Below are 16,009 nucleotides of genomic sequence, written 5' to 3'. Positions count from 1 at the left end.
CCGAGAGCTTATCCCCATGCATTCCACACAACCCACCCGCCGCCACATCCTCAACGCCGGCCTGGGGCTTGGCCTGGCGGGCCTGGCCCCGCTGGCTGCGCGCGCCGACGACAAATACCCCTCGCGACCCATCACGCTCGTGGTGCCGTTCCCTCCGGGCGGGTCGGTGGACATCATGGCGCGCCAGTATTCGGAGCCGCTGTCCAGCGCGCTGGGCGTGCCCATCGTGGTGGAGAACCGCGCGGGCGCGGGCGGCTCGGTGGCGTCGCAGATGGTGGCGCGCAGCAAGCCCGACGGCTACACGCTGGTGGTGTCGTCGCAGAGCAGCCACCTGGCCAACCCGCTCACGCAGCCCAAGGTGGGCTACGACCCCATCAAGGATTTCGAGAACATCGCCATCCTGGGCCGGCAGCCCAATGCGCTGGTGGTGCATTCGAGCCTGCCCATCAAGACCTTCAAGGAGTTCATCGACTACGCGAAGAAGAACCCCGGCAAGCTCAACTACGGCAGCGGCGGCGTGGGCAGCATGGGCCAGCTCAACGTCGAGATGCTCAAGGCGGCCACGGGCGTGTTCACCACCCACATTCCCTACCGCGGCGGCACGCCGCTGATCACGGCGGTGCTGGCCAACGAGGTGCAGTTCATTCTCGACAACCTGGTCATCATGCTGCCGCACATCCAGGCGGGCAGGGTGCGCGCGCTCGCCGTGGCGGCCGACCAGCGCCTGCCGCAGCTGCCCGACGTGCCCACCATGGCCGAGGTGGGCTATCCCCAGCTCAATCTCACCTCGTGGACCGGGTTGGCCGCTCCGGGCGGCACGCCCGACGCCATCGTGCAGACGCTGTACAAGGCCGTGCGCCAGGTGGCCACGTCGCCGGCCATGCAGGCCAGCCTGAAGGACCGCGGCGTGATCGTGCCCGAGGAAATGACGCCCGCCGCCTTCGAGAAGATGATGTCCGAGCGCCTCGTGAAGTTCGGCGACGTGGTGCGCAAGGCGGGAATCACCGCCGAATAACCAGCCGCCGCCGAGGGTGCCGACGCTACGCGTCGAGCGTTCTCGCATGCGCCCCGCGCCAGCGGAAGCAGGCCTCGCGCACCGCGTCGACCAGCGCCGCCAGCGGCTCCGGCGCCGCGCTGCCTTCGGCCTGCTGGATCACGAAGCGCGCGGGCGGCAGCGGCGGCAGAAAGCCGCCGGGCGCAATGGAGCGCAGCAGGGGCGGCATGCCCGACGGCGTCAGCACGGTAATGGCCAGGCCGGCGGCCGCGGCGGCCACCAGGGGGCCCGAGCCCTGTGCGGTGAGCACGATCTGCCAGCTCGTCGTTCCGTGGCCGGCCAGCGAGGCGAGCGCGGCTTCGCGGAACGGACAGGGCTCCGACAAAAACGCGAGCGGGGCGGGCGCGTCGGGGTCGAGCAGCGCCCTTTCCGAAAAGGCCCATACCAGCGGCTCCATCCAGAGCGTTTCGGTGTCGCTCCCGGCATCGCAGACCGTGCCGACCATCAGGTCCAGCGAGCGCTGCCGAACCTGCCTGGCCAGCACCGTGCTGATGCCGCAGGTGATTTCCACATGCACCTCCGGCCTGCGCTGGCGAAAACCCGCGAGTGCGGCGAACAGCCATTCGCTGGGGAACCCTTCCGAGCATCCGAGGCGCAGCGTGGCCGGCGCATGGCGGGGCGCCGCAAGCCTGGAGACCGCCTGCTGCTGCAGCTTGAGGATGCTCCTGGCATAGCTCAGCAGCACGCTGCCCTGGGCTGTGAGCTGCAGCGATCGGGTGGTGCGGTCGAAGACGCGGCAGCCCAGCTGCTCTTCAAGCCGCCGAATCTGCGCACTCACGGCCGATTGGGTCAGGTGCATGGCCTCGGCCGCGCGGGTCACGCTGGCGTGTTCGGCCACCGAGACGAAGGCGCGCAGCTGTTGGGAGTCGAGCATGGGTTTCAGTGCCATTGGTTCTGAATCGGTGCAAATTATGTTGCTTGTGTGCATTGCGTGCGATGCCTAGCCTCGGCTTTCCTGAACCATTCACCTCACGCATGCCATGAAAGAACTTCTGTACATCGAGACGTCGCCGAGGGCTGCGCGCTCCGCCAGCATCGAGGTCGCCGGGGCATTCATCGACGAGGTGACGCGCGTCCACCCGGGCTGCCGCGTCACCACCCTCAACCCATGGACGATGGAGCTTCCGGAGCTGTCGCAGGACATGCTCGACGCCAAGTACGCCGGCATCAACGGCGTGCCGCTCACCGCTGCGCAGCAAACGGCGTGGGACGAAGTGCGGCGCATTGCCGCGCCCTTCCACGCCGCGGACCACATCGTGCTTGCAATGCCGCTCTGGAACTTCGGCATTCCCTACAAGCTGAAACACCTGATCGACGTGGTGTCGCACAAGGACGTGCTGTTCCGCTTCGACGCATCGGGCCTCTCGGGCATGCTCCAGACCCGCATGGCGACGGTGGTCTGCGCGCGGGGGCTCGACTACCCGCTGGGCAAAGACGGCTCCGCGCACGCGCTCGACTTTCAGCTGCCCTACATCGAGACGTGGCTGCGGTTCATCGGCGTGCGCGAGGTGCGCTCGGTCGTCGTCGAAAAGACGCTGATGGGGCCGGATGTCGACGCCAGCGCCCGGGCCGAGGCAAAGCGCAGAGCCATCGAGCTCGCCGAGGGGCTCTGAACCGGCCGGTTGCAGGGCCGCGCAGACCCTGACACCATGGCCGCATGACGTACCAACTTCATTACTGGTCCACCATTCAGGGCCGAGGCGAATTCGTGCGGCTCGCGCTCGAGGCGGCCGGGGCGGACTATGTCGACGTGGCGCGGCTGCCCGAGAAAAAGGGCGGCGGCGAGTCCGCGCTGGGCGAGCGGCTCGACGGTCCGGAGATCGTCCGCCCCTCCTTCGCGCCGCCGTTCCTGATCGACGGCGACGTCGTCGTCGGGCAAACCGCGGCCATCCTGCTGTACCTCGGGCCGAGGCTCGGCCTGGCGGGCGTCGGCGAGTCCGACGGGCTGTGGACGCACCAGCTGCAGCTCACCATTGCCGACGTGGTGGCCGAGGCGCACGACACGCACCACCCGATTTCGACCGGCGCCTACTACGAAGACCAGCGCGACGCGGCCATGCAGCGCGCGCGGGCCTTCCGCGAAGAGCGCATTCCAAAGTTCCTGAACTGGTTCGAGCGGGTGCTGCAGCGCAACCCCGCGGGGTCTTCGCACCTGGTCGGCGATGTGCTGACCTATGCCGACCTGTCGCTCTTCCAGTTGGTGGATGGCCTGCACTATGCATTTCCGAAGGCCACCGCGCGGGCCTTGGCCGCCACGCCGGAGGTCGAGAAATTGCACGACAACGTCAAGCGCCGGGAGCGTGTGCACGACTACCTGAAAAGCCCGCGCCGCATCGCGTTCAATGAAGACGGGATCTTCAGGCGCTATGCGGAGCTGGACGGCTGAGCTTATTCGTCGTCCGCTGAACCGGCATCGTTGCGAATGCGCAGCGCCGTTTCGTACAGCGCATTGCGCGGCGCGCCGCTGATCTCGGCCGCCAGGCGCACGGCGGTTTTCACCGGCAGCTCGGCCAGCAGGAGCCGCAGCACGCGCTCCCCCTCGGCGCCGTCGTCGGCCGCAACGGCTACGGGATGCAGCACCAGCGCGAATTCGCCGCGCGTGCGGTCGCGGTCGGCCGCGAACCAGTCGGGCAGGGCGCTGGCCGGCACGGTCGCGATCTCTTCGAATTGCTTGGTGAGCTCACGTCCCACGGTGATGCGGCGCTCGCCGAGCGCGGCGAGCGCGCGGGCCAGGGCTTCGATGCGGTGCGGCGCCTCCAGCAGCACCACGGCGCGCGGCTCTTGCGCGAGCGCCTGCACGGCGGTGTCGCGCTCGCCCGCCTTCGTCGGCAGGAAGCCGGCGAACACGAAGGCGCTGCTGGCGTTGCCGTCGCCGCCGTCGGCCACCAGCCCGGCCGCGCCGATCAGCGTGGTCACGCTGCTGGCGCCCGGCAGCGGCAGCACGCGCTGGCCGGCGCCGCGCACGGCTGCGACCAGCCGCGCGCCGGGGTCGCTCACGCCGGGCGTGCCGGCGTCGCTCACGTAGGCGATGCGCTCACCCTGTGCGAGCCGCGCGACGACGGCCTGCGCGGCCTCGGCCTCGTTGTGCTGGTGCACGGCCAGCAGCCGGGCATTCGGCCGGTCGATGCCGTAGGCGCGCAGCAGGCTTTGCGTATGGCGCGTGTCTTCGCAGGCGATGACGTCGACGAGTTGCAGCACATGCAGCGCGCGCAGCGTGATGTCGGCCAGGTTGCCGATGGGCGTGGCCACGACGTACAGCGTGCCCTGCGGATAATGCTGTGCACCCGAGGCGTCGTGCGCGGCCGCAAGGGCGGCGCCGAAAGAAGCGGGTGCTAGTGAAGCCAATGGGTTTCTCCGAAGAACAAATAAGAAAGCCGGCAGGGAGCAAGCATGAAGACCATCACGACCAAGCATCGCGGCGATGCGGCGGAAGACGCCGCGCTCGACCATCTTCAGGATGCCGGCCTGGCGCTGGTTGCGCGCAATTATCGAACGCCCGGACGCGGCGGCGGCGAGATCGACCTGATCATGCGCGATCCGCGGGACGCAACGCTGGTGTTCGTGGAGGTCCGCCAGCGCAGCACGGCCGCGCATGGCGGCGCCGGCGGCAGCATCACGGGCATCAAGCAGCGGCGCATCGTCTTCGCCGCGCGGCACTATCTGAACGGCCTGCGCACGCTGCCGCCCTGCCGCTTCGACGTGGTGCTGGTCGAAGAGCGCATCACCTGGCTGAAGGGAGCATTCGACGCGGGCTAGCGTCGTCGCCGCCCGAGCGGGAACTGAATGGCCGCCGAAGGCTCCACACCGCAAACGTCTTGTTTCATTGCCCCCCGGTATCATCCCGCCCCATGCTCGAGCAACGGATTCAGCAACACTTCATCGATAGCGCCGACCTCAAGTACCAGGCCGGCCCAGTCCTCAGCAAACCCATATCGCAGGCGATGCAGGCCATCCTGGCATGCGTGACCAGCGGCGGCAAGGTGCTGGCCTGCGGTGCGGGCGTGTCGGGCCTGCTCGCGGCCCAGTTCGCGGCGCAATTCGTCGGCCGCTTCGAGCGCGAGCGCCCCGAGCTGGGCGCCATCGCGCTGCCCGGCGACACCACCGACCCCGCGGCCGACAGCGCCAATGCCATCGACGCCGACCGCTTTGCCCGCCAGGTGCGCGCACTCGGCCAGGCCGGCGACGTGCTGTTGGCACTCAGCGCCAGCGGACAGTCGGCTTCCGTGCTGGCCGCGGTCATGGCCGCGCACGAGCGCGACATGACCGTCGTTGCCCTGCTCGGCAATGCCAGCATCGGCCAGCCGGCCTCGCCCGCAGCGGGCAGCAGCGGAACCGGCGGCGCCATCGGGCGCGCGCTGCGCGAAACTGATGTTCAGATCGGTGTGTCGCACGAGCGTGCGGCACGCATCCACGAAGTCCACCTGCTCGCACTGCATTGCCTGTGCGATGGCGTGGATGCCCAGCTACTCGGAGAACAGGAAGCTTCCACATGACGACGACACCATTCCAACGCCTCGCCATTGCATTCGCCTCGGGAGCCGTGCTGGTTGCCGGGCTTTCCGGCTGCGTGCCGCTCGTGGTGGGGGGCGCGGCCGCCATGGGCGTGGGCATGGTGGCGACCGACCGCCGCAGCTCTGGGGCCCAGCTCGACGACCAGGGCATCGAACTGCGTGCGGCCGCCCGCGTGCGCGAAATTGCCAACGACCACATGTACGTGAGCGTGACCAGCTACAACCGCCAGGTGCTGCTGACGGGCGCCGTGGGCAGCGAGGCCGACCGCCGACGCGTCGAAGAAGTGGTGCAGCGCGTGGACAACGTGCGCTCGGTGGTCAACGAGCTCACCATCGGCCAGCCCAGCACTTTCCAGGAACGTTCGAACGACGTGTTCATCAGCGGCAAGGTCAAGGCCTCGCTGCTCGACGCCAAGGACATCTTCGCCAATTCGTTCAAGGTGGTGACCGAACGCGGCGTGGTCTACCTGATGGGCATTGCCACCCGCCGCGAAACCGACCGCGCGACCGAAATCGCGCGCGGCATTTCGGGTGTGCAGAAGGTGGTGCGCGTGGTCGAGATCGTGAGCGAGGCCGAACTGGCCAACCAGGCCCAGCGCGGCGGCACGGGCGCTCCCGCACCTGCGCCGGCCGGCGCGGCGCCTTCGTCATCGTCGCGCGTGCCGCTGCCGCCGATGGAACCGTTGTCGCCGGCCCCGGCCCAGCCCGGCGGCGTGACCACCTCGCCGGTGCGCTAAACAAAAAAAACCGCCGGAGCGGGTTTTTTTATTTGAGCCGGATGATCAGGCTCGACGTGTCCCAGCGGCTGCCGCCGGCCTGCTGCACGTCGGCATAGAACTGGTCGACCAGCGCGGTGACCGGCACGCGCGCGCCGTTGCGCTTGGCCTCGTCGAGAACCAGGCCCAGGTCCTTGCGCATCCAGTCGACGGCAAAGCCGTAGTCGAACTTGCCGTCGATCATGGTCTTGCCGCGGTTGTCCATCTGCCAGCTCTGGGCGGCGCCCTTGCCGATCACCTCGAGCACCATCTTCATGTCGAGGCCGGCACGCTGGCCGAAGGCAATGGCTTCCGAGAGGCCCTGCACCAGGCCCGCAATGGCGATCTGGTTCACCATTTTTGCGAGCTGGCCGGCACCGCTGGCGCCGAGCAGCGTGACGGCACGCGCAAAGGCGTTGATCACCGGCTTGACGCGCTCGAAGCTCGCCTTGTCGCCGCCGCACATCACGGTGAGCGCGCCGTTCTGCGCGCCGGCCTGGCCGCCGGACACCGGCGCGTCGATGAACTGCAGGCCCAGCGACTGCGCCGCATTCGACAGCTCGCGCGCCACATCGGCCGAAGCGGTGGTGTGGTCGACGAACACGGCGCCTTTCTTCATGCTCGCGAAGGCGCCGTTGGGGCCGAGCACCACGGAGCGCAGGTCGTCGTCATTGCCCACGCAGCTGAACACGATGTCGGCGCCGGCCGCCGCATCGCGCGGTGTTGCGGCGTAGCGGCCCGGCGGGCCGAATTCGGCCGCCCAGGCCTCGGCCTTGGCCGGCGTGCGGTTGTAGACCGTGACGTTGTGGCCGGCCTTGGCCAGGTGACCGGCCATCGGCCCGCCCATGACGCCAAGGCCCAGGAAGGCCACCGTCTGCGCGGGGGTGGATTCGTAGGTTCGGGGGTTGATGCTGCTCATGGGCGAGAGCTTAAAGCCAATGAGCGGCCTTCGTCTCGCAGCGGATTCACCCAGCGCACCCGCGGAACCGGCTTTGCCGGGCCGCTGGGTGCGCCCCCCAGTGGGGGGAGGCGCCGAAGGCGCTTCGGGGGGCGTCTAAACAATCGCGAAATGCTCCGTGCCGGCCGAAAGGTCGGTGCTGCGCGCGCGCTGGCTGTTGAGCTTGATCTGCAGCCGCAGGTCATTGGCCGAGTCGGCGTTGCGGATGGCGTCTTCGAAGGTGATCGAGTGGCTTTCGAACAGGTCGAACAGCGCCTGGTCGAAGGTCTGCATGCCGAGGTTGCGGCTCTTCTTCATGATTTCCTTGATCTCGCCCACTTCGCCCTTGAAGATCAGGTCGGAAATCAGCGGCGTGTTCAGCAGCACTTCCACCGCGGCGACGCGGCCCTGGCCGTCCTCGGTGGGAATCAGGCGCTGCGAAACCAGCGAGCGCAGGTTCAGCGACAGGTCCATCAGCAGCTGCGCGCGGCGTTCTTCGGGGAAGAAGTTGATGATCCGGTCCAGCGCCTGGTTGGCGCTGTTGGCGTGCAGCGTGGCCATGCAGAGGTGGCCGGTTTCGGCAAAAGCCACCGCGTGCTCCATGGTTTCGCGATCGCGAATTTCGCCCATCAAGATGACGTCGGGCGCCTGGCGCAGCGTGTTCTTGAGCGCGGCTTCCCAGCTGTCGGTGTCGATGCCCACTTCGCGCTGCGTCACCACGCAGTTCTTGTGCGGGTGCACAAACTCGACCGGGTCTTCCACCGTCACGATGTGGCCGTAGGAGTTCTCGTTGCGCCAGTCGATCATTGCCGCCAGCGTGGTCGACTTGCCCGAGCCGGTGGCGCCCACCATGATGGTGAGGCCGCGCTTGGTCATCGACACGTCTTTCAGCACCTGCGGCATGCCCAGGCCGTCGATGGTCGGCAGCTTGGCCGGAATGGTCCGCAGCACCATGCCGACCTTGCCCTGCTGCACGAACGCGTTCACGCGGAAACGGCCGATGCCGGTCGGCGAGATCGCGAAGTTGCACTCCTTGGTGCGCTCGAACTCCGCCGTCTGCCGGTCGTTCATGACCGAGCGCGTCAGCGCCAGCGTGTGCTGCGCGCCCAGCGCCTGCTGCGACACCTTGGTGACCTTGCCGTCGACCTTGATGGCTGGCGGAAAGTCCGCGGTAATGAACAAGTCGCTGCCGTTGCGGCTCACCATGAGCTTGAGCAGGTCGTTGATGAACTGGCTGGCTTGATCGCGTTCCATGATGTCGGTGCTCCGAAGGGCTGTGGATCAGCCTGGGAAATTCTCGGGGATCTTGGCCTTGCCACGCGCCTCGGCGGCCGAAATGGCATTGCGGCGCACGAGGTCGGTCAGGTTTTGGTCGAGCGTCTGCATGCCCGCGCCTTGCCCGGTCTGGATGGCCGAATACATCTGCGCCACCTTGGCCTCGCGGATCAGGTTGCGGATGGCGGGCGTGCCCAGCATGATCTCGTGCGCCGCCACGCGGCCCTGGCCGTCCTTGGTCTTGCACAGCGTCTGCGAAATCACGGCCTGCAGCGATTCAGAGAGCATGGCCCGGATCATTTCCTTTTCCTCGCCCGGGAACACGTCGATGATCCGGTCGATGGTCTTGGCGGCCGACGAGGTATGCAGCGTGCCGAACACCAGGTGGCCCGTTTCGGCCGCGGTCATCGCCAGGCGAATGGTTTCCAGGTCGCGCAGCTCGCCCACCAGAATCGCGTCCGGGTCTTCGCGCAGGGCAGAGCGCAGGGCGTTCGAGAACGACAGCGTCATCGGCCCGACCTCACGCTGGTTGATCAGGCACTTCTTCGATTCGTGCACGAACTCGATCGGGTCTTCCACCGTGAGGATGTGGCCGTATTCGTTTTCGTTCAGGTAGTTGACCATCGCCGCCAGGGTGGTCGACTTGCCCGAGCCGGTGGGCCCCGTCACCAGCACCAGCCCGCGCGGCTTGAGCGCCAGTTCCGCGAAAATCTTGGGCGCGTTGAGCTGCTCCAGCGTCAGGATCTTCGAAGGAATGGTCCGGAACACGGCGGCCGCGCCGCGTGCCTGGTTGAACGCATTCACGCGGAAGCGCGCCAGGCCGTCGATCTCGAACGAGAAGTCGACCTCCAGGAACTCTTCGTAGTGCTTGCGGTGCGTGTCGCTCATGATGTCGTACACCATGGCGTGCACCGACTTGTGGTCGAGCGCGTCGACGTTGATGCGCCGCACGTCGCCGTGGACGCGAATCATCGGCGGCAGGCCGGCCGACAAGTGCAGGTCGGAGGCTTTGTTCTTGACGCTGAATGCCAGCAGTTGGGTAATGTCCACGGGGCTCCTCGGCTCGAGTTCGGTGACGTTTTGATACGATTTGGGACGATTATGACGATGATTGGCGGCGACCTCCAGCAAGTAAAGAACCGGATCGAAAATGCTTGCGCCGCCGAGGGCCGCAACCCGGCCGAAGTCCGGCTGCTGGCGGTGTCCAAGACCTTCGGTTCGGAGGCCGTGCGCGAGGCCCATGCGGCGGGCCAGCGGGCCTTCGGCGAGAACTATGTGCAGGAGGGCCTGGACAAGATCGAGGCGCTTTCGGATTTGCGCGCGGAGCTCGAATGGCACTGCATCGGCCCTCTGCAAAGCAACAAGACGCGGTCCGTGGCCGAGCATTTCGACTGGGTGCACGGCATCGACCGGCTCAAGATTGCCGAGCGGCTTTCGGCGCAGCGGCCGGCGCATTTGCCGCCGCTGCAGGTGTGCCTGCAGGTCAATGTGGACGGTGGCGCCAACAAGTCCGGCGTGCCTCCTGAAGAGGCTTTGCCGCTCGCGCGCGCTGTGGCGGCTTTGCCACATTTGCGGCTGCGCGGGCTCATGGCCATTCCCGAACCGGCGCCGGATTTCGCCGCGCAGCGCGAACTGTGCCTGCGCGCGCGTGCGGTTTACGACGCCATTCGTGCCGCGGGTATTGAGATCGACACGCTCTCGCTCGGCATGAGCGCTGACCTGGAGGCGGCGATCAGCGCAGGTAGCACGATGGTTCGCATCGGCACGGCCATCTTCGGCGGTCGTCCGCAAAAACCTGCCTGACAATCAGGGGCCGCCCAGCACCGAGCCCTGTTGCTGGTTGGCTTGCGCTACGGCCTGTGTCCGAATCTCGCTCATTATTTGCTCCCGCTGCTGGTCGGTTCGCAGGATGTGCTGATCGCTCTGCTGAACGCTGGGTGCGGGCTGGCTGATGTCCATCTGTGCTGGCACGGCAAAGAGCGAGCGGGAGGCGAAGACCACCGACTTGTCGCCAATATAAATACCCGACAGGTCTTTCTCCGTAATTCTCGACCGGTGGCAGGCGGCCGTGCCTTGGGCCAAGCGTTCTTCGGAGGTGCCCTTCGGGAGGAGGTCTTTGAGGGTGCTGTACAGCGCATGCTGGGGATGGCCCGGGTCACTGAAATCGCGCAGCAACGGGCGGCTCGTGTCAGCCGCGGCAGCGGCTGATATCTGCTTGCCGTGCGTGCCAGCCTCCAAATCTTGCCGGGTGTCGCGGCCTTGCGCGAGTTGCGTGGTCTCAGGCTGACCGCGCTGGTCCTTCTCATCGCGCTCATCACGCCGCTCCAGGCCGTCGTGTCCGCGCTCGGCGGCCATGCGTGCCACCTGCTCCCGCATCTGGGCCAATTCGGCCTGTGCCGCAGCCTCCCGGGCTTGCGCTGCGGCCACCTGGGCTTGCGCCGCCGCAATGGCTGCCGCATCGCCTTGAGGGTTCGAGTGCACCGGGGCCGCCACTGAGGCGTGGGTTGTCGGCGAGTGCATCGCCTCGGCACCAGCGGCCGGCCGAGCAGGGCTGACATGCGCCTGTGCCACAGGTGCCTCCTCCAGCAAACGCCTTGGCGAATGGTCCTGTGCGCGCTCCTGCGTGCGCTCCACCGAGGGCTGCGGCAGCTTGGGCTCGTTCTTGAACCGCTCCCTGTCTTGCGCCAGCGCAATCTCCAGGTCGCGCATATGGGCCTGCTCCTGCGCCAGGTGCATCCGGTACAACGGGCTGCCCTTGTCCATCTGGGATGTATCCAGTTTGCCCACGGGCCGCAACGAGCCCGGGGAAATCTGCTCGGGCTCGTCGCGGCGCCGGTGTGCCTCGGCAAAGCTCATGCCGCCTGGCGTGGGCACGATGCGCGATTCATGCGTGGTGATCTGGGCAATGGATTCCTGCTGCGCTGGAGTCTGTGCGGGCCCAGGCATCGGTGCAGCCTGCGGCGCCTGCACCTTGTTTTGCGCGGTGTGGGTGTCGGCAACCGGATTGGGGATGCCTTGCAGGCCGCCCCCTTCCGCCGCACTTTGCAATTCCCTGCCATCGGCCGCGTAGTTTCGAACGGCAGTTGCGGACTGCGTGACGTTGCCCGCGCCATCGCGCCGGGTGATGGTCTCGGTTTCGGTGTAGTGGCCGGTTGCGGCATCGCGGGCCCAGACGGTCGTGCGGGCCCTGCCTTCATGGATCACCGTTGCGGCCTGTCCCAGAGGCGAGCCATCGGGAGCAAACCCCTCCTCGACGGATGGGCCGCCGCCCTTGGCGGGTGCGATCCCGGCTTGCTCCATGAGACCCGTCTCGCGGTTGAGCGTCCAGTGAACGTCGCTTTGATGGTCGCTGGTCGCCACCAGGCGAAAGCCGTCGGGGTTGGAGGCCTCGGGATTCTCGTAGGTCTTGTCGCCGAGAAGCACGCCGCTGGCTTTGTCGACTTCCTGCACGATGCGGCTGACAGAGCCATCGGCATTGCGCACTTCCAGGATGTTCAGTGCCTGGGCCGGCTCGGGCGACCGAGCCCAGGTCTGGGTGGCGTTGGCACCGATGGCCGAAGGGGTGCCCCAGGGCAGGCCATTGGGGCCCATGTTGTTGGCCGACTGGATCTCGCTGCGCGCAAACGCATCCCGCAAGGCTTCGCGCTGTTGCCGGGCACCGTCCGCCTGCGCCTGGGCCAACTGGGACTCGAAGCCCGCCGCCTGAAGGTAGCTGCCGGTGAGTTCGGCGGCCCTGGGCCCGCTGACGACTTCCACATAGCGGCTGGGCAATGCGGGGTTGTCCTGGATCGAGAACCAGGTGTACTTGCCTTCGATCTGCACCAGCGCGTACTGGCTTCCGTCCGATGTGGTGACGGTGGGCGTCAGCAGCGTGTCATTGGGCAAGGTAAGCGGCGGGCCGAGCTTGTCGGGAGTGTCGCCGCCTGTCAGGTAGGCACCGAGGGACTTGGCGCCTTGGGCGCCTGCGAAGGCGCCTGCAAGTCCTCCGACAAATGCGCCACCCGCCGACACATAAGGACCAAATGGGGCAAGTGCACTACCTAGGAAACGCGCGCCCAACATGGCACCGCTCGCTTGCCCGCCAACGCCAAGGCCCTCGGTTGCAGCCTCTGCTCCGTTGCCTCGCACAACATGCTGACCGACATTAATCGCGTCATTGAAGCCTCCAACCACCGCAGCCGCAGGCACGATGCGACCAGCAATAAGTGCCGTAGAAGGTATGCCGGCCCCGGCGCTCGCAGCGCCGTGCTCGATGCCTGAAACGACAGCCGATGGGCCATCCGAAAGTACTTCAGCCGTGCCAGTGCGTCGACGCGACACTGCCGCGAAGATGCCTGCGTTGGCTTGGAAGGTACCAGCGCTTGCTACTGTCGACAACGATCCTCCCGAGAATGCGAAAACATTCGTGACTTGAACGAGGGCGTTGGAAGTGGAAATCGGGTTAGTCATGACGATGACTCCTTATGTGGCGAGGAATGTGGCCAGTGCACCAAGCTAACAGCCAAAGGGCGGCCGCGGCAGCACATGCGACAGGAGCGTGTGAGAACGCGATGCTTCCGAATGCCGATCTGCCCAGAGGCGCAGAAAACAACATCCGGCTCAGCATGAGGTTCGGGTCGACCCACCAAAGATTGATTGACCAAAGGACGACGAATGCGACCGCAACAAGCGCCGGGAACATCGTCCGTGGAGTGGAATGCCACATGGAGTAGCCACGCCTCCTTCCGCTAAGCAGTTCTCCGATCACCATGGCGCATAGCAATGGACTCCCAGCCCACAGCACCGAGAAGTAAAACCGGTTCACGTCCGGCTCGATGTTCAGCGCCGTAATGCGATCGATCTGAGGAACGATGGAAGCCATGAAATCGCTGAAATCCCGGGCCCATGCGTTGGCCTTGAGGATGTCATCCGGAATCAGCAGGCCCATGATCGCCATGACGAGGTAGTACGTCACCAGTGCGATACCAAACGGGTTTCGCCAGGGAGATTGCTTCGGCGAACTACGAGACGAGGCTTTTGAAATACGCTCATTCATGACGCGGTTCCTTCATGTTGCGCGGGATGTATCCGCTAAGCCAGCCCAGCAACCAAGCTGCTAGGCCCAGGCCGAATATGACTGGCCCCAGAACGAAGAGTTGAGCGAGGGTGGCTCGGCCTAAGACAGTTCCAAAGTAAGACCTTGACAATCTAAGCGTGGGGTCAACAAGCCAGTTGACTTGCAGCATCGCAATAAACACAAGCGTTGCAAACACCATTGGTACCGACGCCGTTTTGAACGGCGCAGTCCACATGAGTGCCGAACGCTGCCGCCATCCGTCCCAGATGAGAAAGAGCGAAATCACGAACAAGACCGGACTCCCGGCCCACAGCACGGAGAAATAGAACCGGTTCACATCCGGCTTGATGTTCAGCGCCGTAATGCGATCGATCTGAGGAACGATGGAAGCCATGAAATCGCTGAAGTCCCGAGCCCATGCGTTGGCTTGGAGGATGTCGGCAGGGATCAGCAGGCCCACAACCACCATGACAAGGTAGTACGCCACCAGCGCAATTCCGAAGGGGTTTCGCCAAGGAGATTGCTTCGGCGAACTGAGGGGCGAGGCTTTCATGCGGCCTCCCTCCAAACTTCATTTCCAAAGAGGATCTTGCTGGTGCCGAAGTGTTGGCGCGGCGACACGGCAGCAAGATTGGATGCGTCCAGCTTGCCCACGGGCTGCAACGAACCCGCGGAAATTTGCTCGGGTTCGTCGCGGCGCCTGTGCGCCTCGGCAAAGCTCATGCCGCCCGGCGTGGGCACGATGCGCGATTCATGCGTGGTGATCTGGGGAATGGGTTCCTGCTGCGCAGGAGCCTGTGCAGGCGCCACTTCAGCCTGCGGCATCTGCACCGCACCCTGCTCGTTGACGGGTGTGCCGGCGGCGTCGAAGTAGCGCTCGTGTCCGACGCGCCCGCCGTTCCGGTCAAGTTCATAGATCACGGTGCGCGGCTCGCCTGCCACTTCTTGCCCGCTGTTGAGGGTCACGGTGCGGTGGCCGGTTTCCGCATCGTGCATCACCCATGCGCGGCTGCCGTCCTCGCCGACGAAATCGAAGCTTGCTGCACCATTGGCGTGGGTCTGGATGCTGACGGTCGTGTAGGTGCCGAGGCCGCTTCCTGCTTCCACCACCACGGGTGCAAGAGCCGGGTCTTGCGGCGTTGCGCCGCCAGAGGCCGTCGAAGCAGCGGGGCGCATCTGATAGTCGGCCACGCTTTGCGCCGCGCTCCCCTTCAGGATCATGCGCCCCGCGGCGTCCATGCCCGAGGCGAAGACGCCCGAGGCATCGGCCTGGAACTGGCCCTCCACCCGTTGGCCCGACACCCGCGCCTCCATGATGGCGCCGGTCGTCTCGTCGCGCCAGGTCGTCACCTGTATGGAGGGCTGGCGTGTCTCTCTCATGCTGCCTGCTCCGGCCATGGTGGCCGTGCCGGCGTTCTCGTAGTAGGTGCCGTCCACGGCATAGCCTGTGGGGCTCAGGCCATGCATCACGTTCCACTGGGCTTGCCCGATGCCTTGCTGAACGACCTGGGTGGTTTCGGCGGGCGTGAGGTGGGCCTGCCAGCCCAATGCCTTGACGGCCCGCGCGGGGCTGTCGATGTAATTGGCGGCGGCGCTGGCGGCAGCGTCGGCTGCCGGTTCCGTGAGGGCCTCGGCACCCTTGCCGATGAGCTTGTCCGCGATCCAGGCGGCGCCTTCGCCAAGGACCTTGCCGCCCAATTTGCCGGTCAGCGATTCAGCCATGGCCATCGCGCCCTGGGTGCCGATATCGGTCAGTGCGCCTGCCAGTTGGGCATTGCCCGTGTTCACTGCGGCCACGACGCCGCCCGGTTTCCAGAGTTCAGGGCCGACGTGAAGGCTGCCAATGCCGGGGTCGCCGTTGGCGGGGTTGGGCGTGCGCACATCGAGCACGCCCGCGTCGGTGCTGCCGTCGGGTGTCCAATGGCCTGTCCAGGCGTTCAGGGTGACGGTGCTGCCGACGCTGACGGACGAACTGGGGTTGCTGCGAAGCTCATGGGAGGCGGCGGAGAAGGCGAGGCCGACCGCGCCTTCGGCGGCAAAGCTGACGGTGGCGTTGGGGTAGGTGCCCTGAAATGCATCGGTCAGTTGCCGAACCAACGCCTCTGTTTGAGTTACAGGAACCGTGGGTTCGCTGAATCCGCCTGTTGGCGACCGCGGGCTGTCGTGAAAAATTCCAATATCCTTGCCATCCTCCACGGCTTGGCCTGGCCGCACCAGCATCTGCGGCTTCGGCGTGCCAGTGATGACCAGTTCGTTCGTTGTCGGGTTGAAGAAAGCTTGATAGTTGATGCGGGCCTGATACTGGCTTGCCGGCAAAACAAGCCGGTCGGGCGGAACGGCGCCAAAGCCCGGCGGCGGAGATGGCGAACGGGCGAGCCCAAGCATCTGGGCAGTGGTAAGTGTGGATGACATAGCTGACTC

General features: G+C 66.3%; 16 protein-coding genes. 7 read left to right on the top strand and 9 right to left on the bottom strand.

The genetic code is table 11. The features are described from left to right. Nucleotides 1-16: 16 nt before the first annotated feature. The gene (locus EJI00_RS19155; RefSeq protein WP_126749083.1) at nt 17-1,015 is read left to right on the top strand and encodes a Bug family tripartite tricarboxylate transporter substrate binding protein; all 999 of its coding nucleotides are present in this window, start codon (nt 17-19) and stop codon (nt 1,013-1,015) included. A 25-nt stretch (nt 1,016-1,040) separates the two neighbouring features. Here EJI00_RS19155 and EJI00_RS19150 read toward each other — a convergent pair whose 3' ends face one another. Continuing rightward, the gene (locus tag EJI00_RS19150; protein ID WP_126749082.1) at nt 1,041-1,928 is read right to left on the bottom strand and encodes a LysR family transcriptional regulator; all 888 of its coding nucleotides are present in this window, start codon (nt 1,926-1,928) and stop codon (nt 1,041-1,043) included. Between the two features lie 106 nt (nt 1,929-2,034). Here EJI00_RS19150 and EJI00_RS19145 point away from each other — a divergent pair, with 106 nt between their 5' ends. Next, nucleotides 2,035-2,667, top strand: a complete 633-nt coding sequence (locus tag EJI00_RS19145) for an FMN-dependent NADH-azoreductase (protein ID WP_126749081.1) — start codon at nt 2,035-2,037, stop codon at nt 2,665-2,667. Nucleotides 2,668-2,711: 44 nt separating this feature from the next. Beyond that, nucleotides 2,712-3,440 carry a glutathione S-transferase gene (locus tag EJI00_RS19140; RefSeq protein ID WP_126749080.1) on the top strand — a complete coding sequence of 243 codons (729 nt, stop codon included), beginning with the start codon at nt 2,712-2,714 and terminating at the stop codon, nt 3,438-3,440. 2 nt (nt 3,441-3,442) lie between these two features. Here the strand turns inward: EJI00_RS19140 and rsmI are convergent, their stop codons facing one another. Next, nucleotides 3,443-4,399, bottom strand: a complete 957-nt coding sequence (rsmI, locus tag EJI00_RS19135) for a 16S rRNA (cytidine(1402)-2'-O)-methyltransferase (protein ID WP_126749079.1) — start codon at nt 4,397-4,399, stop codon at nt 3,443-3,445. Between the two features lie 45 nt (nt 4,400-4,444). Between rsmI and EJI00_RS19130 the strand changes: the two genes are divergently transcribed. The 3 genes from EJI00_RS19130 (at nt 4,445) to EJI00_RS19120 (ending at nt 6,302) form a co-directional block, all read left to right on the top strand. Continuing rightward, a complete protein-coding gene (locus EJI00_RS19130; protein WP_126749078.1) occupies nt 4,445-4,810 on the top strand; it encodes a YraN family protein in 366 nt (121 codons plus the stop codon). A 92-nt stretch (nt 4,811-4,902) separates the two neighbouring features. Next, on the top strand, nt 4,903-5,547 hold the full coding sequence (locus EJI00_RS19125) for an SIS domain-containing protein (protein WP_126749077.1): 645 nt from the start codon (nt 4,903-4,905) through the stop codon (nt 5,545-5,547). Next, nucleotides 5,544-6,302 carry a BON domain-containing protein gene (locus EJI00_RS19120; protein ID WP_126749076.1) on the top strand — a complete coding sequence of 253 codons (759 nt, stop codon included), beginning with the start codon at nt 5,544-5,546 and terminating at the stop codon, nt 6,300-6,302. The genes EJI00_RS19125 and EJI00_RS19120 overlap by 4 nt, the downstream gene beginning before the upstream one ends. A gap of 28 nt (nt 6,303-6,330) precedes the next feature. Here the strand turns inward: EJI00_RS19120 and EJI00_RS19115 are convergent, their stop codons facing one another. From EJI00_RS19115 to EJI00_RS19105, 3 genes are all read right to left on the bottom strand, one after another. After that, on the bottom strand, nt 6,331-7,239 hold the full coding sequence (locus tag EJI00_RS19115; protein ID WP_126749075.1) for an NAD(P)-dependent oxidoreductase: 909 nt from the start codon (nt 7,237-7,239) through the stop codon (nt 6,331-6,333). Between the two features lie 135 nt (nt 7,240-7,374). Continuing rightward, the gene (locus EJI00_RS19110; RefSeq protein ID WP_126749074.1) at nt 7,375-8,511 is read right to left on the bottom strand and encodes a PilT/PilU family type 4a pilus ATPase; all 1,137 of its coding nucleotides are present in this window, start codon (nt 8,509-8,511) and stop codon (nt 7,375-7,377) included. Nucleotides 8,512-8,538: 27 nt separating this feature from the next. After that, nucleotides 8,539-9,582, bottom strand: coding sequence for a type IV pilus twitching motility protein PilT (locus tag EJI00_RS19105; RefSeq protein WP_015867574.1), 1,044 nt, complete (start codon nt 9,580-9,582; stop codon nt 8,539-8,541). Nucleotides 9,583-9,633: 51 nt separating this feature from the next. Here EJI00_RS19105 and EJI00_RS19100 point away from each other — a divergent pair, with 51 nt between their 5' ends. Then, nucleotides 9,634-10,335: a YggS family pyridoxal phosphate-dependent enzyme gene (locus tag EJI00_RS19100; RefSeq protein ID WP_126749073.1), complete on the top strand. Its 702-nt coding sequence runs from the start codon at nt 9,634-9,636 to the stop codon at nt 10,333-10,335. A gap of 3 nt (nt 10,336-10,338) precedes the next feature. Here the strand turns inward: EJI00_RS19100 and EJI00_RS19095 are convergent, their stop codons facing one another. The 4 genes from EJI00_RS19095 to EJI00_RS19080 form a co-directional block, all read right to left on the bottom strand. Next, nucleotides 10,339-12,543, bottom strand: coding sequence for a hypothetical protein (locus EJI00_RS19095; RefSeq protein WP_126749072.1), 2,205 nt, complete (start codon nt 12,541-12,543; stop codon nt 10,339-10,341). A 430-nt stretch (nt 12,544-12,973) separates the two neighbouring features. After that, nucleotides 12,974-13,567, bottom strand: coding sequence for a hypothetical protein (locus EJI00_RS19090; RefSeq protein ID WP_126749071.1), 594 nt, complete (start codon nt 13,565-13,567; stop codon nt 12,974-12,976). Then, nucleotides 13,560-14,141, bottom strand: a complete 582-nt coding sequence (locus tag EJI00_RS19085; RefSeq protein WP_126749070.1) for a hypothetical protein — start codon at nt 14,139-14,141, stop codon at nt 13,560-13,562. Before EJI00_RS19085 ends, EJI00_RS19090 begins: the two co-directional genes overlap by 8 nt. Continuing rightward, nucleotides 14,138-16,000 carry a hypothetical protein gene (locus tag EJI00_RS19080; RefSeq protein ID WP_126749069.1) on the bottom strand — a complete coding sequence of 621 codons (1,863 nt, stop codon included), beginning with the start codon at nt 15,998-16,000 and terminating at the stop codon, nt 14,138-14,140. Before EJI00_RS19080 ends, EJI00_RS19085 begins: the two co-directional genes overlap by 4 nt. Nucleotides 16,001-16,009: the final 9 nt, after the last annotated feature.

The sequence above is a fragment of the Variovorax sp. DXTD-1 genome (assembly GCF_003984625.1).
Classification (GTDB): Bacteria; Pseudomonadota; Gammaproteobacteria; order Burkholderiales; family Burkholderiaceae_C; genus Variovorax.
This window is presented reverse-complemented; position numbering and strand designations above follow the sequence as displayed.